This is a genomic window from Paenibacillus aceris, assembly GCF_017874035.1.
Lineage (GTDB): Bacteria > Bacillota > Bacilli > Paenibacillales > NBRC-103111 > Paenibacillus_E > Paenibacillus_E aceris.
This window is the reverse complement of sequence record NZ_JAGGKV010000001.1, coordinates 677,450-695,817: the sequence shown is the minus strand read 5'-3', so window position 1 is coordinate 695,817 and position 18,368 is coordinate 677,450. Positions and strand designations below refer to the sequence as shown.

The following is an 18,368-nucleotide window of genomic DNA, read 5'->3' as shown; positions in this document are numbered from 1 at the left end:
GATTTTACTACGATAGCTTTTAGGAGGTTCTAAGATGAGTCCGAAACAAAGCCAAGACAAGGCTAATCAATTACCGGTTTCCAAAAACGAGGATGTAGAATTTGCGGCTGAGGTTGCAGATAGAGATGACTTCGAAGCTGCAGAGCGAGCAGAAGCCGCAGATCACAGACAGGAAGAGAGTTAACATGGCAGAGAAAGCAATTCTTGCTTACTTTCATGCTCCTGAGCAAGCTGAAGGCGCAGCAGCCAAGCTTAAAGCACTTAGGGCTGCTGATGTTCAGGTGGATCGGTTTAACAATGATATTGGCCGCGGCTTTGAATCTGCGATGGCGGATAGTATGTTAAGCGTAGACGGGGACGTCAGTTCAGTAGGCCTAGATATTATACTGGCTGCAGTCATTGACGATTCCGTCTATGATCAAGCTTGCCGTGTCATTGAAGACGCCGGCGGTTCCCTATAAGTTGCAAAAAGCATCTAATACCCGCGAATGACGCGAGTATTAGATGCTTTTTTTATAATAATAGGGGTTATGACCTGCCATTTATTAATTGAAGTAGCTGATCCGGAGCATCTGTAATGATGCTTGTGACACCGAGCTTGAGCATACGCTTCATAAGTCCTTTATCATTGACGGTCCACACATAAACTTCTTTATTGTGCAGCGCGGCTTCCTTCAAGAATTGTTCATTAACTAAAGGGTACGCGGCTGAAATGACGTCATAATCCTTACTATCCCACAAAGTGCCTGAATCCGAAATTTTGCTTATAATAAGCCCGGTTTTGATGCGCGGGTTTAGTTTTTTAACCGTGCGCAGAAGTCCTTCATCAAAGGAGGTTACCGTGCATTGTTTTTCAAATTTATGTGCCCCGATAATAGCAACGGTCTTCTCAGCCAACTGCTTTACGTGCCCATTATTTTTTAACTCGATATTCAGCTTTATTTGGTTACTCGCCAGTTCTATGACTTCATCAAGAGTAGGGACGTGGTCATTTTTAAATTCAGGACTAAACCAACTGCCTGCGCTGACTGCTTGGAGCTCAGACGAAGTGACTTCCCACATGTTTTTGTTAATTCCCGTTGTGCGTTGAACGTTGTCATCATGCATAACCATAACGACTCCGTCAGCTGTTTCTTGCACGTCAAGCTCGGCGTATCCGGCTTTATCGGCAATCGCTTGGTTGAACGCGCTCAACGTATTTTCGGGCGTATGTTTCGAGCTTCCGCGATGCGCGGTAATTTGGCTGTAATTGTCAGCCAGTAGGGTGGTAGCAGCAATAGGCGATGAGAATTCCAGTATAACAATAACAAGGAAGATAAAAAGTGTTCTGACCATAGGAAGACTCCATTCTAGGATAGTATAAGGTTATAATGACAGCTGCTGTCCACTCTATAAATGTACCATGAATGTATTAGGAAGTTGTTAAGAATTTTAAAAAAATATAGCGCTTACATAGATGGCCATTTTACCCAAGAAGCGAAGTGTAGTACAATGATCCTTGTGAAAATAGCCCTGAAGGGCTATTTTCGCGAAGGTGATAACCGACAGGAGGAGCAATACCGATGCTTTGGCAGGAATTAACCGTACATACGACAGAAGAAGCAATAGAAATGATTACGAACTTTGTTCATGAATTAGGCGCTGGGGGCGTCTCCATTGAAGAATCGGGGACATTAAACAAAGAGCGGGATACATCGTTCGGCCAATTGTACGAAACGCCGTTTAATGATATCCCCGAAGGAAGAGCCGTGATCAAAGGCTATTTCTATCATGGAACAGACATGGAACCTATTATGGCTAATCTGAAGGCTTCCGTTGAACAACTGAGCGATTTTGATATCGATACAGGCAATCCGACTTATGAATTAAGAGAAGTGGATGATGAAGATTGGGCGCACGCCTGGAAACAGTATTTCAAACCGATCCGGATTACGGACCGTCTAACGATTAAGCCGACATGGGAAGAGTACACACCTTCGCCGGATGAGTTGATTTTGGAATTGGATCCTGGCATGGCGTTCGGGACGGGAACACATGCGACAACGTCATTGTGCTTGAAGACACTGGAGAAAGTGCTTAAAGCGGGGGATGATGTCATTGATGTAGGAACGGGATCAGGCATTTTGTCCGTTGCTGCTGCTAAACTCGGAGCCAAACATGTGCTGGCTGTTGATTTGGATCCTGTAGCGGTTACTAGTGCAGAGGATAACACGAAACAGAATGGATTAGAGGATAAAATTACTGTCAAATTAAGTGATTTGCTCGGCGTTCTGAAAGAAAGCGAAACAGAAAGTGCTGACAAGTTAGGTGTCACAATTCCTGTTCAGCTAGTTGTCGCTAACATTTTGGCGGAGGTTATTGTAACCTTTGTTGATGATGTCTATGAGGTGCTGCAGCAAGGTGGCTATTACATTACGTCCGGTATTATTACCGCTAAGGAAGAGCTTGTAGAAAAAGCGCTGGTTGCCGCCAAATTCACAATTGTAGAGAAAAACTATGATTCGAATTGGGTCGTGATCGTAGCTAGAAAGCTGTAGGTGTCCATCCATGGGAGGATTATTGTTTTATGACTGGAGTACATTGCCTTTTGTCATTCTGGTCCTTGTGCTTTCGTTTACCATTCATGAATTTGCTCACGCGTATAGCGCGTATAAATTAGGAGACTCAACGGCTTATCAGTTTGGCAGGGTTTCCTTGAATCCAATGGTTCATTTGGATCTGTTCGGGACCATCATGCTGCTCATTGCCGGTTTTGGTTGGGCAAAGCCTGTACCTGTAAACCGCGGGAATTTCAAAAGTCCCCGGTTAATGGGGATTATCGTTACCGCAGCAGGACCGATAAGCAACTTGATTCTTGCATTTATTAGTTTATTTGTATTTGTGCTCTTTCAGAAATACGGCTGGCTCGAAGGCATGTCAAAGGGAAGCGCCAGTGCGATTCTAATCTTTTTAAAATTAATGGTGAACACGAATCTTACTTTGTTCTTGTTTAACCTCATTCCGATTCCGCCGCTCGATGGGTACCGTATCATTCAAGATCTAGTGGATTTGAGATACACGGAGTCATTGCAAAAGTTCGAGCAGTGGGCATCGGTTATTTTCCTGCTTGTTGTATTCGTCAGACCGCTCCGACAGGTTACATTAGATCCTTACTTAGGATTAGGGAACAACATCATCCAGCTATTTTCCAGGCCGATCGCGTTCATCCTTGGCATGTAACTGCCAACTTCATCCCTTTGTAGCTTTTCTGGTGCAAAAAAGGTATGATGGTGAGTGGAAGATTCACTAAAGATTCGCCACAAAATGAAATGAACGAAGATAGAGAGGCTTTGACTATGCAGCGTTATTTTCTCCCGCCAGAGCAGTTTCACTTAAGCAGTCAGACCGTCACTATTGAGGGAGACGACGCGCATCATTTGATGCGAGTGATGCGGGCCGACATCGGGGACGAAGTCATTTGCAGCAATGGCGTAGACCGCGAAGTGCTCGTACGCATTTCACAGCTGGATAAAGGGCTGGTCACCGCGGAAATCGTGGAGGAGCTTCCCATGAACGCCGAAGCGGCGGTTCAGGTGTGGGTTGCGCAGAGCCTGCCTAAAGGCGATAAAATGGAAACGATTATTCAAAAAGGGACCGAGATCGGGGCAGCCCGGTTTCTTCCTTTTTTATCGGAACGTACGATTGTGCAGTATGATGCCAAGAAGGAAGCGAAGCGAACGGAACGCTGGCAGAAGATTGCCAAAGAAGCCGCGGAACAAGCGCACAGAAATCGTGTGCCGCAGGTAGAAAGCGTTTATTCGTGGAAGCAACTGCTGCAGCAAGCCAAAGAAGCGGATGCAGCATGGATCTGCTACGAGAAGGAAGACGGGCAACAATTGAGGCCCGCCATTCAGGATGCGCTAGCCGCTGGTAAATTGGGACAAGGAAGCAAAGTCGTTATTGCAGTCGGGCCGGAAGGCGGATTTACGGAACAGGAAATCAAGCAGGCCGAAGAGGCTGGTTTTCGTTCCGTATCGTTGGGGGCACGCATTTTACGCACGGAGACTGCTGCTATGGTAGGTCTTACGTGTCTTTTCTATGAAACCGGAGAGATGGGAGGATAAGCGTTATGGCAACGGTAGCGTTTCATACATTAGGATGCAAAGTTAATTTCTATGATACAGAGGCCATTTGGCAGCTTTTCAAAAATGAGGGATATGAGCAGGTTGATTTTGAGCAAACGGCTGATGTTTACGTCATTAATACATGTACGGTAACGAATACGGGGGATAAAAAGAGCCGCCAAATGATTCGCCGTGCGATTCGTCGAAATCCGGAAGCGATTGTTGCGGTGACAGGCTGCTATGCGCAGACTTCACCCGCGGAAATTATGGCGATCCCAGGTGTCGATATGGTTATCGGGACACAGGACCGTGACAAAATTATTCCGATTGTGAAGCAATTTGAACAGGATCGTCAACCTATCAATGCGGTTCGCAACATCATGAAAACACGCCAGTTCGAGGAACTGGATGTGCCTGACTTTGCTGATCGCACCAGAGCTTTTCTCAAAATTCAAGAGGGCTGCAATAATTTCTGCACCTTCTGCATTATCCCTTGGTCGCGCGGACTGATGCGCAGCCGTGAGCCGCAAAGCGTTATTGCGCAAGCGGAGCAGCTTGTGGCTGCCGGTTATCAGGAAATTGTCTTGACGGGTATTCATACCGGCGGTTATGGCGAAGATATTGAGGATTACAGCTTGGCTAAGCTGCTGTGGGATTTGGACAAAGTCGAAGGCTTGAAACGGATTCGTATTTCTTCGATCGAAGCGAGCCAAATTACAGACGAAGTGATTGAAGTATTGAAAGCTTCGGACAAAATGTGCCGCCATCTGCACATTCCTCTGCAAGCGGGAGATGATCGTGTATTAGCGCGCATGCGCAGAAAATATACGACAGCCGAATTTGCCAGCAAAATTGAGCGTCTGCACGAAATTATGCCGGATGTAGCTATTACGACGGATGTGATTGTGGGCTTCCCGGGTGAAACCGAGGAAATGTTCCGGGGTGGCGTTGAATTCATGGAACGTATGAAATTCTCTGAAATGCACGTATTCCCTTATTCCAAACGGACAGGCACGCCTGCTGCTCGGATGGAGGATCAAGTGGATGAGGAGATCAAAAATGCGCGCGTGCATGAGCTGATCGATCTTTCTGAGAAAATGCAGCTTGCCTATGCTCAGCAATTTGTAGGGCAAGTGCTGGAAGTTATTCCGGAACGTGCTTACAAAGGCGCTCCTGACAGCGGATTGTACATGGGCTATTCCGATAACTATATTCAACTTGTTTTCCAAGGCTCTGAGGACATGATTGGCCAAGTTTGCCGCGTCAAAGTAACCGAAGCTGGTGTGAATGAAAGCAAAGGTCAATTGGTCCGTGTTTTAGAAACAGCATCCGTCGTGAATTTGTAAATGTTTGATTAGGCGATAAACCCTACCTCTAAGCGTGGTCGCTCATCCTTGAATGACCACGATAGAGGTTTTCTCTATTAGCAGCAATAGCTAGATAAAACAAAATATTTAATGAGGTGCTTCGAAATGACTTTGAATGCGAAAGAAATTGCCAAATATATCGATCATACGCTATTGAAACCGGATGCGAGCACGGCAGCTATCCACAAACTGTGTGAAGAAGCGGCTCAACACCAATTTTTCAGTGTTTGCGTGAACTCTCAATTTGTTGGAGTAGCTAGCAAAGCTTTGGAAGGTACCGGTGTGAAAGTTGCGGCGGTCGTTGGCTTCCCGCTTGGCGCAAGCTTGAGCGAAGTGAAAGCATTTGAAGCCGCGAAGGCAGTCGAAAACGGTGCAGCTGAAATCGATACGGTTCTTCCGATCGGCCTGTTGCTAGAAGGTCAGTATGATGCAGTTCGTTCGGATATTAAACAAGTCGTTGACGCGGTAAAAGGGAAAGCGATTGTTAAAGTGATCATGGAAACGGGCTTTTTGAACGATGAGCAAAAAAAGGCGGCTTGCAAGCTCTCGGAAGAAGCGGGCGCTCACTTTGTCAAAACATCCACTGGCTTCGGTCCAGGCGGCGCTACAGTGGAAGATGTTCGCCTTATGCGCCAAAACGTATCCGAGACGATCGGTGTGAAAGCATCCGGCGGCGTGAGAGACTTGCAAACGGCAGTAGCGATGATCGAAGCCGGAGCAACTCGGCTGGGAACTAGTTCAGGCGTTGCTATTGTGAACGGAACTCAAGGCGCTTCCACGTACTAAGATAGCAAAAAGGTAAGGCGATCAGCGAGCAAGCAACGTTGAAAATCGTTTGCGAGCGGGCGATCTGCGACGATGCGTCATCGGCCAGCAAAGCTGAAAGGCTGACCAGCTGATGGATGAATGGATAAAAGAGGATCGCGCCTCCGACGTTGAGGAGGATATGCGACCAGGCGACATAACGCCCGGCGCGTGAAGAGCTCATCCCGGCGATCAAGGCAGTCACACAGGTGCCGACATTGGCACCGATCGTGATGGCAATGCCCAGCTCAACGGGGATGCCTTGAATCGCGGCGAGGCCCATGGCCATGGCGATGACAGCTGCACTGCTGTGCACCAGAGCGGTAACGGCGGCGCCGGCGATGATGCCCCACAGCAAGCTTTGCCTGGCTTCCTGCACAAACCAGCTGAAGAGCCCGCGGGACTGCAGCGCAGGCCCGATCGTTTGCATGATCTCGATGCCGAGCAGCACGAGAGAGAAGCCTGCTGCGGCCAGCGATCCGTAACGGACGCTGCGCAGCCACTCGCGGCGGCCAGGCGGCGCGGCGGACGGGTCAAGCGCTGTCCCCTGCGCCACAGGCAAGGGGCCGGCCAGCCAGCTCGCCATCCAGATGCTGGCGCTCACGATCAGGATCGGCACGCCGATCCCCCCGAGGCTGAGTCCAATCAGCTCGGTGGTGAGGCACGTGCCGATGTTGGTGCCGAGAATGACGCCCAGCGTTCTCGGGAAGGTCAAGACGCCGGCGCCGACGAGGCCGATGGCGATCACGGTAATGGCCGTGCTGCTTTGCAGCGCTGCCGTTAGGACAGTGCCGGTGACGAGTCCGCGCACCGGCGTTCGGGTAAACCGCTCCAGCCACAGCTGGAGGCGGGGGCCTGCCCACATCTGAAGCGAGGTTTCCATCAGCTTCATGCCGAAGAGGAATAAAACTAAGCCTGCGACTACAGGCAGGATAATGGTATTTATCATAATCGCGTTCTCCCTCGTAAGTGTACTTTTCATTATCAATCAATATATGTGACCGTACAGACAAGCATGACAAGCACCGGAGAGACGGAACGGATTCACACAAAGGACGGCTAATTGCATATGGCAGCAGTATTTTTACATAAGAAACGCAAAGCTCGATTAGAGCAAGGTCACCCATGGGTGTACAAAAGTGAAATTGAACGGGCAGACGGGGAAATCGTGCCGGGCCAGCTTGTCCCTGTGCAATCGCATCTTGGCCAGTATTTGGCGACGGGCTATTATAATGAGGCCTCGCAAATAACGGTACGAATCGTATCCTACAAGCCTCTTGAAGCAATGACGACGGACTTTTTTGTTGAGCGGTTCACACGCTGCTTGCAGCATCGCAGCCGCTTTGTGAAAGACGCGCAATCGTATCGCTTGGTCTATGGCGAGGCAGACTTTCTGCCGGGGCTGATTGTCGATAAATTTGAAGATACGCTCGTTGTACAAATTCTTACATTGGGGATGGATCGGTGCAGAGAGCAAATTGTTGCAGCTTTGGTACAGGTGATGAAGCCGACAGGCATTTATGAGCGCAGCGACGTATCTATTCGTGAGCTGGAAAGCTTAAAGCAAACCAAAGGCTTATTGTACGGAGAGTGCCCCAAGCATGTGGACATTCTTGAAAATGGCTTGCGCATTCGAGTGGATATCGAGGAGGGCCAAAAAACGGGCTACTTTTTCGACCAAAGGGAAAATCGCGCAGCCATCGCTCCTTTAATGACAGGCTGGGGCCATCGCAGCGGGATTGAACGGAAGGAAGTAGAACATGAGGGAGCGAGCCAAATACTGCCCGTTAATGCCAACGGTAAAGTCGTCACATTCCCATACTGGGACGGTGCTTCCGTATTGGAATGCTTCTCGCATACCGGCAGCTTCACACTCAATGCGTGTAAATTCGGCGCTAAAAAAGTGACCTGCCTGGACATCTCCGAGCATGCTATTGAGAGCGCGAGAACGAATGTCGCTTTGAATGGCTTTCAAGACCGCGTCGAGTTTGTAGTCGCCGACGCATTTGAATATTTGCGGACCCAAGTCAAAGGCTTGGATGAACGGAAAGTGCGCGCTAACGCTGGCGGCGGAGCTCAAGGGAAGAAGATCGACACGTCGAAGCCGGTTGCCGAGGGCGGTAGGACTTGGGATGTCGTTATCCTGGATCCTCCTGCTTTTGCCAAAACCAAAAGCGCTGTTGAAGGCGCATGCCGCGGCTACAAAGACATCAACCTCCACGGGATGAAGCTTGTGAATGAAGGCGGCTATCTCGTAACTGCGAGCTGTTCGTACCACATGCATCCAGAGTTGTTCCTAGAGACGATACATGCGGCTGCGACGGACGCAGGGAAGCTGCTGCGATTGGTTGAGTTCCGCGGAGCAGGCATGGATCATCCGCGCATTCTCGGCGTGGACGAGGGGCATTACTTGAAATTCGCTATTTTTGAGGTGCGGAGCAAATAAGACGGGAAGAGCGAGGCCATGTGGTCTCGCTTTTTTTAGTATTTCTATGTTTGTAGGGAAACTACAGGCCGCTATTCGGTCAAAAAGATCCCTTTGCTTGAGGAAGCGGGAACTAGGGTCCGTTATTTCCCCATTTTGACACTTATTTGGACGATGGAGCTTGAATAGGAGCCTGTAGTTCCTCTCCAACTCTGAAATTCCGCTGATCGCATAAATAAGAGAGTGGAGTTCCCATATTAAGGCGGGGCATCCATGTGCTCGTCCGAGCACCGCTGTTTGCTAAACTCAAAAAGACCATCAGACCATCAGCAGGTAATTTCGCTGACTGTTTTCCTTGTGATGGTTGGAATTATGAACAGAGCCAGCACGTTGATGATGAATCTTGATGATATTGCTCTATTTGTGGAGATAGACCTACAGCTAGCTGAACTGGAGAGAAGCTAGACGGTTCTGTAGAGCTAAGTGGGTACTGAGTGCTAGGAAATAGCTGCGGTGCTTCAACTCTTAGCGTAGGTTGTATTTTGTGCAACGATTTGAGGCTTTTTTCACTTCAAGGATGCGTTTCGTTGTACAAAATGCAATGATTTTGCTCGGGGGGGAAATGATGGTTTTCATTGTAGAAAGTGCAACGTAGGCGCGATAGTGTGCCTTCGGGTTCACGGGTGGAATCTAAGAGCAGGCAAACTCTATAAACAACTATAATCACTGCATATATAATGAAACACTTTATTTATCGTGACGAAAGAAAACGCTAATTGGATGATGCCGTCCTATTCGAATATGATGAAGAAAAGTAACTTTACACTTCACATCGAAAGGAAAATGACGATATGGCATCCGTAACCGGTTTAGACGGCGTTGTAGCAGCAGAAACAGAATTGGCTTTAGTCGATGGGCAGAACGGGTATTTGGTTTACCGCGGATACGAAGCGAAGGAGTTGGCTCTGAAGTTGAGTTTTGAAGAAGTGGCCTTCTTGCTGTGGCATGGCGAGCTGCCATCCCCGGAAGAGCTTGAAGCATTCAAAACGCAATGGGTCGTTCATCGCGCCATACCTGCTGAATTGAAGGCTGTGCTGGACTTGCTGCCGAAAGAGAGTGAAATGATGAGCGTACTCCGGACAGCCATTTCTGTCTTGGGAACAGGCAATCAGCAGGTACCTGCGTGGCCGCCTCAATTCGATAGAATTTTAGCCAATACGGCATTGCTGCCAACGATAATTGCATATCACTATCGGCGATCACAAGGACTTCAGCCCATAGAACCTGACCCGCAGTTAGATCATGTTGCTAATTACTTGTACATGCTGACGGGTTCCGTCCCGCAATCTGTTCATGCGAAGGTATTAACGGCGTATTTGATTCTAGCGATGGAACATGGGATGAATGCTTCCACGTTCGCCGGACGTGTTGTGCTTTCTACGCAATCGGATCTGGCTTCTGCGCTTTGCGCTTCTATTGGAGCGATGAAAGGGCCGCTGCATGGCGGAGCGCCTTCGGAAGTGCTTCATATGCTGGATGAAATCGGATCGAAAGAACAATCGGAAGCTTGGTTGCGTAAAGAGCTGGCGGCAGGCAAAAGGCTTATGGGCTTTGGACACCGCATTTACAAAACAAGCGATCCTAGAGCGGAAGCGCTTAGACAACTCATGCAAGAACTAGCTTCTGAGGATCCATGGTTTGATTTGGCTGTCCACGTTGAGAAGGTGGCCGTCGAGCTGCTAAATGAGTATAAACCCGGACGGAAATTGTATGTGAATGTGGAGTTCTATGCCGCAGCCGTGATGCGTGCTATTGCACTGCCGACGTCCTTATTTACCCCGAGCTTCACTTTGAGCCGAATTGTCGGGTGGACCGCTCATTTATTGGAACAAGCAAGCTGTAATCGTATTTTTCGTCCGCAATCGGTATATATTGGCGAACTGCCAACTTCGATCCCAAACCGTCCCTAATCAGTTGAAGAATTGATATAGGAAAAGCCGTCTTCCCTGTCATGTAAATGCATGCTAGCGGATCGCGGCTTTTTGGTTGTCCATCGTAAGCCCATCATCTGCCACGCCTCTTTTCTACCAAAAGTATGATAGAATAGATGAGATTGATATCTTTTGAGAAGCTTGAAGGAGGCCCTGTATGTCCATTCGTTTCGTGATCGGCAGAGCCGGCAGCGGGAAAAGCGAACGTTGTTTAATAGAGATGAAGCGGCATTTGGCGGCAGAGCCGGAAGGCGACCCGCTTGTTTTATTAGTGCCGGAGCAGGCAACTTTTCAAGCCGAGCATGCGATCGTGTCCGATCCTAATATTCGCGGAATGATCCGTGCCCAGGTATTGAGCTTCCACCGTTTGGCATGGCGTGTCATGCAGGAAGAAGGCGGCACAGCGAGGATGCCGATTGATGATATGGGTAAAAAACTGCTGCTAACGAGCATTTTACATAAACAGAAAGAAAAGCTTCGCTTATTCGGCCATTCGGCTGAGCAAATGGGCTTTGTAGATCGGTTAAATCAGCTTTTTACCGAGATGAAAAGGTATTGTGTGACTGCGAAGCAGCTCACCGAGCATGAGCAGAAACGCGCTGCGGTATTAGGCGAAAGTGGTTTGCTTCGTGATAAAATGCATGATATTCAGCTGATTTATCGCGATTTTGAATCCGAGCTAGCCCGTCAATATTTGGATGGCGAGGATTATTTGACGCTGCTGGCGGAGCAAATTCCTAACTCGGCTTATTTGCGGTCCGCGTCTGTCTGGATTGATGGCTTCCACGGTTTTACACCGCAGGAGTTTGGCGTGCTTGGCGCATTATTCTCCGCTTGCAAACAGGTGACGATTACGCTGTGTCTCGACCGGGAACTGCAGGCTGGGGATTCGCCGGATGAGTTAGATCTCTTTCACCCTACGGCGACGACGATGGTTCGGCTGCAAGAGCTCATTTGGCAGCTTGGATTACCGGCAGCTGAGGTTCATCTATTGGCGCCGGAAAGCTCACCGCGATACGAGGATAGCCCTGCGCTCAGGTATTTGGAACGTCATTTTGACCGCCGGATTGGCGGCGGGGCTCAGCGGTATCAACCTGCGGCAGGTGAGAAAATAAGCGATCAGCTCGTGATTGCAGAAGCTGTCCATCGCCGTGCTGAAGTGGAAGGCGCTGTGCGGGATATGCTGCAGTTGGTTCGTGAGCATGGCGTACGCTGGCGTGAAGTCGCCGTTATGGTCCGGAACATGGAAGGCTATCAGGATTTGTTGAAAGCGGTGCTGACCGATTATGAAATTCCGCACTTTTTTGACCAAAAGAGAACGGTGCTTCATCACCCGCTGGTTGAATTTATTCGCTCAGCGTTGGAGGTAGTTCAGCATAATTGGCATTATGATGCCGTGTTTCGCTGCGTCAAAACGGATTTGCTTTTGCCGAGTGAGGCAGCCGCTCAAAGAACAGAACTGGATAAGCTGGAGAACTACGTGCTCGCTTTCGGTATTCAAGGCTACAGATGGACGGACGGCAAGCCATGGAGCTATAAATTCCGGGCTAATTTGGAGCAAGCTGATGAAGGAGTCCAGGAGCAAACGGCTGAATTAGCCGCTTTAAATAGAAGCAAAGAGTGGGTGGTGGGGCCGCTTCTTGCCTTTTCTAAACGTTTGCAGCAAGCAGGCACCGTCAAAGCGCAGGTTGAAGCTCTATATGAGCTTCTGGTCAATGTGCAGGCACCGGAGAAATTGGAAGCTTGGAGTCAGCAAGCGATTCTTGACGGCAAGCCGGAAAAAGCTCGGGAACACGGCCAAATGTGGAATAGTGTTATGGAGATGCTCGATCAGCTGGTGGAGACTATGGGGGAAGATGACTTGTCCCTTGAGATTTTTAACGGTTTGGTCGAGACCGGGATGGAAAGCATGAAGCTGGGCCTAGTTCCTCCTTCCATGGATCAATTATTAATCGGAAGCATGGATCGGACTCGCTCCAGCGGTATTCGTTATGCGTACATATTGGGGGTTAACGATGGAGTCATCCCTGCGCAAATGCCGGAAAAAGGGGTTTTGACGGAAGCGGAACGAAGCGTCCTGATGGAGTCCGGTTTGCCGATGGCGGATGGAAGCCGGCGCAAGCTGTTGGACGAGCAATTTATCGTCTATACATCCCTAACCGTACCAGGCAAAAGGCTGTGGATGAGCTACCCGCTTGCCGATGAAGAAGGCAAATCGCTTCTGCCTTCCGAGTTGATTAAGCAGATGCGCCAGTTATTTCCGGGGACAGAGGCCCCGCTTTTGCTGGCTGAACCGGCTGGCGAATCACCGGAAAATGAGCAGGCAGCCTATATGGCGCATCCCAATCAGGCAATTTCCTACTTGGCTGTACGCATGAAGCACTGGATGCTTGGCGGCCGCATGGCGGACCTATGGTGGGAAACTTATAATTGGTACGCGGACAAGCCCGAGTGGCATATGAAGCTGCAGTCCGTGGTTCAGGCACTGCAGTATACAAATAAAGAGAGCAAAATTTCTTCGAAGACCAGCAAGCTGTTATACGGTCAAAATCTGAGGGCGAGCGTCTCTCGGATGGAGAAGTACGTGGCATGTCCCTTTTCTCATTTTGTTTCACACGGATTAAGACTGCAGGAAAGACGTGTCTACCGGCTTGATGCTCCCGATATCGGGCAACTGTTCCATGCAGCGTTGAACCAGTTTGTGCAAAGGCTGCAGCAGGATCAACTCGATTGGGGTTCGTTGACGGCCGAACAATGCATGGAGCGTTCCGCACAAGTCGTAGACGAACTTGCCCCTAGGCTGCAAGGGGAAATCTTGCTCAGTTCCAGCAGGTATGCGTACATTGCTAGAAAATTGAAGCAGGTCGTGGGCAGAGCGGCCGTCGTGCTCGGCGAGCATGCCAAACATGGACAGTTTGAACCGTTAGGTCTGGAGATTGATTTTGGTCCGGGCAAAGAATTGCCTCCGTTGACTTTTGAGTTAGAGAACGGCTGTACGATGGAAATTATCGGGCGAATCGACCGGGTGGACCGGGCGGACGGCGAACAAGGCGTGTTGCTCCGCGTTATTGATTACAAATCAAGCTCTACCTCCTTGCAGTTATCAGAAGTGTATTACGGGTTGTCTCTGCAAATGTTGACTTATTTGGATGTCATCCTAACACATGCGGAGCGGTGGCTGGGCATTGCGGCGAAGCCGGCAGGCGTTCTGTATTTTCATGTGCATAACCCGATGCTTCAGCAAAAAAATGCGTTGGACCCCGCCGCTGTCGAGAGGGAACTCCGCAAACGTTTTAAAATGAAAGGTTTAATTACCGCAGATGCCCAGGTAGCTGGATTGATGGACGATGAGCTTATAAAAAGTACGGGTCATTCTCAATTGATTCCAGTAGCGCTGAAAAAGGATGGAAGCTTCTATTCAAGCTCCTCCGTCGCAACGGACGAACAGTGGGACACTCTTCGCAAATATGTACGTAAGCAGGTAAAAGGGATCGGAACCAGCATTACCGACGGTCATGTTGACATCGCGCCATACCGGCTAGGCAAAAAAACAGCCTGTTTGCACTGCTCATATAAATCGATTTGCCAATTTGATCCATTGTTCGAAGGGAATGAAATTCACATTTTGAAACAGCGGGGGAAAGATCAGCTCTGGTCCGATTTGGAGCAAAATGTGAGCCCGTAATGGATGCGGAAAGGAGCATAACGAAGTGAATAAACAACAACAGCCTAAACCTCCCGGAAGTACTTGGACGGACGATCAATGGGATGCCATTACGTTGAAGGGCCAAAATATGCTCGTTGCCGCTGCGGCGGGTTCAGGCAAGACAGCCGTACTCGTGGAGAGGATTATCCGGCGTATTTCCGACGAGTGGGAGCCTGTCGATGTAGACCGATTGCTTGTCGCGACCTTTACTAAAGCGGCGGCATCTGAAATGAAGCATCGCATTCGCGAAGCGTTGGAAAAAGAACTGATGAAGCAGCCGCACTCGCAGCATTTGCGCAAGCAGATCGCTTTGATGGGGCGCGCTTCGATCACAACGCTGCATTCCTTCTGTTTGGAAGTCGTGCAGCGTTATTTCAGCCTCATTCGTCTAGATCCCGGCTTTCGCATCGCGAATGAGACGGAAGCGGAGCTTATGCGCCAAGACTTGCTGGGCGAGATGCTTGAAGCCTATTACGCCGATAGCGGAGAAAATAGCGCCTTCTGGCAGCTGGTGGATTCGTTCAGCGGTGAGCGGAATGACGACGCCATTATGCAGCTGATCCAGAAGCTGTATGATGTGTCGCGCAGCCATCCTTGGCCGGAGCATTGGCTTAGAGCAACGGCTTCCATGTTTGGAGCGCCACCGGCTGCACCTGAAACGCAGGAGGCGCCAGACGAGGCCGCTGCCGTCATCCAAGAGGCGCTGCCATTTGTTGCCGCCGCATCGGCGCCGGCGGACTATGCGATTTGGGAGCAGAGTTTAATTCGCGACTTGGCACTGGAATTGGAAGGAGCCGCCGACTTGCTGCGGCAGGCGATCCAAATCGCCGATTCACCTGGCGGACCGGCGCCTTATTTGGACAACTTACGAGAAGATTTGCTGCTCGTAAACAACCTGTTGGAAACGACAACTTATCCGTGGTCCGTTCTGTATCTTGGTTTTCAAACGGTCGAGTTTGGCAAGCTCAAAGCATGCAAAGGCGATGATTACGATAAAGCGTTGCAGGAAGAAGTCAAGGAGCTGCGCAATAAAGCCAAAGAGCAAATTAATAAAATGCAAGAGGAGCTGTTCGGACGAACGCCTGAGCAATTCCATCAAGAAATTGCCGAGATGGCGCCGCTTCTGCATACATTAGTGGATTTGGTTGTTGATTTTGGACATCGATATCAAGGAGCTAAACAAGCTAAAGGCTTAATCGATTTCGCCGATCTGGAACATTATTGTTTACAAATTCTAAGCGCACCTGGCTCCGTTCCGGGGGAATTGGTTCCATCAGAGGCAGCCCAGGCTTACCGCAAGCAATTCGCTGAAGTGCTGCTTGATGAATATCAAGATACGAACCGCGTGCAAGAAGCGATTGTGGAATTGATATCCAACTCGCGGCCCGGTAATCGGTTTATGGTCGGCGACGTGAAGCAAAGTATATATCGGTTCCGACTAGCCGAGCCTGGCCTCTTTCTGGAGAAATACAAAGCGTACCGCTCCAACAAAGAGGAGTCGTCGCACATGCCGTCAGACGGCGGAAGAATTGATTTGGCGCGAAATTTCCGCAGCCGTGTTGAAGTTGTGGACGCGGTCAATTTTATTTTTAAACAAATGATGAATGAAACTGTGGGCGAAATCGCCTATGACGAGCGTGCAGAGCTTGTATATGGAGCGGGCTATCCACCCTCCGCCTCAGATTGCTCGGTAGAGATGTTGATTGTGGATCGTGCGACAGATGCGCCTGATACCGGTGAGACCTTCGCTGCTGAAACGGAAGAAAATGAGGAGCTGCAAGCGGAGTCTTCCCCAGATGGTACAGCTCTTGATCCCGTATTGGAAGCGCAGGAGCTGGAAACCGCCCAACTGGAGGCGCGCACCATTGCCCGCCAAATTCGTACTTTGTTTGGCAGCGGGGGAGAGTCGGCTTTTCAAGTCTTTGATAAAAGAACCGGCGGGGATCGTCCTGTTACGTACCGGGATATTGTCATTTTGCTACGGGCTACGCAGATGTGGTCTCCAATCATTATAGAAGAGCTGAAAAAACAGGGTATCCCTGCTTACGCAGAACTAAGCACAGGATATTTTTCCGCGACAGAAGTGGAAGTGATGTTATCACTGCTAAAAGTCATTGATAACCCGTATCAGGATGTTCCGCTGGCTGCTGTTTTGCGTTCGCCCGTCGTGCAGTTAACGGCAGAGGACTTAGCGCGAATCCGCGTTGCTGATAAATCAGCGCCATTTTACGAATCAGTCTTACAAGCAGTCCGTAGCGAGAAGACCGAAGAGAATGAGGACTTATTGCAAAAGCTGAATTATTTCCTGGAGCTTCTTGAAACATGGCGAACGGAGGCTAGACAAGGCTCCCTAGCTGATTTAATCTGGGATATTTACAGACAAACGGGATACTACGATTTTGCCGGCGGATTGCCAGGGGGGCTGCAAAGACAGGCTAACTTAAGAGCGCTGTATGATCGTGCAAGACAATATGAGAGCACCTCTTTGCGCGGGTTATTCCGTTTCTTGCGATTTATTGAAAGAATGAAGGAAAGCGGCGGTGATCTCGGTACAGCGCGTGCGCTTGGGGAACAAGAAGATGTTGTCCGGATCATGTCCATTCACAAAAGTAAAGGGCTGGAATTCCCGGTCGTATTTGTGGCCGGCATGGCCAAAATGTTTAATCAACGGGATTTGAACGATGCTTTCCTCCTGCATAAGGAGCTTGGGTTTGGACCAAGGTTTGTTGACACAACTTTGCGTGTGAGTTATCCAACCCTGCCATCCTTGGCGATTAAAAGAAGAATGAAGCTGGAGCTGCTTGCAGAAGAAATGCGGGTTCTGTATGTAGCGCTGACAAGAGCAAGAGAAAAGCTCTATTTACTTGGCACTGTCAAATCGCTTGATAAGCTTCTGCGCGGATGGGGGCGGCATCTTTCAAGATCAGAATGGTATTTGCCTGATTTTGAGCTGGCAAAAGCCAAAAGCTATCTGGATTGGGTCGGTCCTGCCCTGCTGCGTCACCCCCATGCAGCACTTTGGAGAGAGCGTCTGGGCATTAGCGATGCATCCTCGGGGGTACGGCTATTGGAGGATCCTTCACAGTGGAAGCTGACTGTCATTAAGCCCGAAAGCTTGCAAATGGAAGATGTGCTGGAAGACCAGAGCCTCGTCCCTGATAGGGATCGGCTGGAAAGCATTCGCCGAACGGAGACGGTCTCTACAACGGGTGGATGGCAGGAATGGTTGAATGACCGGCTGTCATGGTCGTACTCCTATCCTGATGCACCTAAACATTTTGCGAAAACGACCGTCTCGGAAATGAAGCGGCTATCGGAACTCAACCGGATTGCCGATGACATGGAAATGCCGGCTGCTTCTTCTTTAGCCGCCTCTGCACCGCTCGGCGGAAGCAGCAGCAAATCCACCATTTGGCGCAGGCCCAAATTCATGGAGGAGAAAAAGCTGTCGGCAGCGGAAAAAGGCACCGTTGTCCACGCTGTCATGCAAAACCTTTCCTTGCGGGAGACGCCGACGGAGGCTAGCATTCGGGGGACGCTCAACGAAATGTTGACGAAGCAAACGCTGACCGCCGAACAGAGTGAAGCTGTGGATATCCCTGTTGTGCTGCGTTTTTTCCAGACGGAGGTCGGGAAGCGAATGCTTCAAGCAAGAAACGTGCAGCGTGAGGTGCCGTTCAGCTATGGGCTTGCTGCAGACGAAGTATACAGCGGGGCTGATCGTTCCACGATCGGTGAGACGGTTCTGATCCAAGGGGTAATTGATTGTTTATTTGAAGATGAGCTGGGACTTGTTCTGGTTGATTATAAAACGGATGCAGTGAAAGGCAGCAGTGATGCCGAGTTGATACATCGGTACGAGCAGCAAATTTCACTATATACTCGAGCTGTGGAACATATTTGGAAACGTCCGGTAAGCGGAAAGTTTCTGTATTTCTTTGACGGAGCGAAACTGCTTGAAATGTAAGGTGG

13 protein-coding genes are annotated in these 18,368 nt (G+C 49.6%); 11 read left to right on the top strand and 2 right to left on the bottom strand.

Going from position 1 to position 18,368, the window contains the following annotated elements; translation table 11 throughout:
• Positions 1-34 precede the first annotated feature (34 nt).
• A complete protein-coding gene (locus J2Z65_RS03345) occupies positions 35-184 on the top strand; it encodes a YfhD family protein (protein ID WP_167063504.1) in 150 nt (49 codons plus the stop codon).
• Position 185: 1 nt separating this feature from the next.
• Positions 186-461: a hypothetical protein gene (locus J2Z65_RS03340; protein ID WP_167063508.1), complete on the top strand. Its 276-nt coding sequence runs from the start codon at positions 186-188 to the stop codon at positions 459-461.
• A gap of 67 nt (positions 462-528) precedes the next feature.
• On the opposite strand, the gene J2Z65_RS03335 is transcribed toward J2Z65_RS03340, so the two are convergent.
• Positions 529-1,335: a glycerophosphodiester phosphodiesterase gene (locus tag J2Z65_RS03335; RefSeq protein ID WP_167063511.1), complete on the bottom strand. Its 807-nt coding sequence runs from the start codon at positions 1,333-1,335 to the stop codon at positions 529-531.
• A gap of 227 nt (positions 1,336-1,562) precedes the next feature.
• Between J2Z65_RS03335 and prmA the strand changes: the two genes are divergently transcribed.
• From prmA to deoC, 5 genes are all read left to right on the top strand, one after another.
• On the top strand, positions 1,563-2,537 hold the full coding sequence (gene prmA / locus J2Z65_RS03330; RefSeq protein WP_167063514.1) for a 50S ribosomal protein L11 methyltransferase: 975 nt from the start codon (positions 1,563-1,565) through the stop codon (positions 2,535-2,537).
• A gap of 10 nt (positions 2,538-2,547) precedes the next feature.
• Complete coding sequence (locus J2Z65_RS03325) at positions 2,548-3,219, top strand: site-2 protease family protein (RefSeq protein ID WP_167063517.1); 672 nt, start codon at positions 2,548-2,550, stop codon at positions 3,217-3,219.
• Between the two features lie 116 nt (positions 3,220-3,335).
• Complete coding sequence (locus J2Z65_RS03320; RefSeq protein WP_167063520.1) at positions 3,336-4,103, top strand: 16S rRNA (uracil(1498)-N(3))-methyltransferase; 768 nt, start codon at positions 3,336-3,338, stop codon at positions 4,101-4,103.
• A 5-nt stretch (positions 4,104-4,108) separates the two neighbouring features.
• Positions 4,109-5,449, top strand: coding sequence for a tRNA (N(6)-L-threonylcarbamoyladenosine(37)-C(2))-methylthiotransferase MtaB (mtaB, locus tag J2Z65_RS03315; protein ID WP_167063523.1), 1,341 nt, complete (start codon positions 4,109-4,111; stop codon positions 5,447-5,449).
• Positions 5,450-5,575: 126 nt separating this feature from the next.
• Entirely contained in the window at positions 5,576-6,256 is a 681-nt protein-coding gene (gene deoC / locus J2Z65_RS03310) for a deoxyribose-phosphate aldolase (RefSeq protein ID WP_167063526.1), read from the top strand.
• Here deoC and J2Z65_RS03305 read toward each other — a convergent pair.
• The gene (locus tag J2Z65_RS03305) at positions 6,219-7,223 is read right to left on the bottom strand and encodes a Na/Pi cotransporter family protein (protein ID WP_167063529.1); all 1,005 of its coding nucleotides are present in this window, start codon (positions 7,221-7,223) and stop codon (positions 6,219-6,221) included. The two genes, deoC and J2Z65_RS03305, sit on opposite strands and share 38 nt — an antisense overlap.
• A gap of 120 nt (positions 7,224-7,343) precedes the next feature.
• On the opposite strand from J2Z65_RS03305, the gene J2Z65_RS03300 reads away from it, so the two are divergent.
• From J2Z65_RS03300 to addA, 4 genes are all read left to right on the top strand, one after another.
• Positions 7,344-8,720: a class I SAM-dependent rRNA methyltransferase gene (locus tag J2Z65_RS03300; protein WP_167063532.1), complete on the top strand. Its 1,377-nt coding sequence runs from the start codon at positions 7,344-7,346 to the stop codon at positions 8,718-8,720.
• Positions 8,721-9,550: 830 nt separating this feature from the next.
• The gene (locus tag J2Z65_RS03295) at positions 9,551-10,669 is read left to right on the top strand and encodes a citrate synthase/methylcitrate synthase (RefSeq protein WP_167063535.1); all 1,119 of its coding nucleotides are present in this window, start codon (positions 9,551-9,553) and stop codon (positions 10,667-10,669) included.
• 178 nt (positions 10,670-10,847) lie between these two features.
• Entirely contained in the window at positions 10,848-14,375 is a 3,528-nt protein-coding gene (gene addB / locus J2Z65_RS03290) for a helicase-exonuclease AddAB subunit AddB (protein WP_167063538.1), read from the top strand.
• Between the two features lie 25 nt (positions 14,376-14,400).
• Positions 14,401-18,363: a helicase-exonuclease AddAB subunit AddA gene (gene addA, locus J2Z65_RS03285; protein ID WP_338111758.1), complete on the top strand. Its 3,963-nt coding sequence runs from the start codon at positions 14,401-14,403 to the stop codon at positions 18,361-18,363.
• The last annotated feature ends 5 nt before the right edge of the window (positions 18,364-18,368 follow it).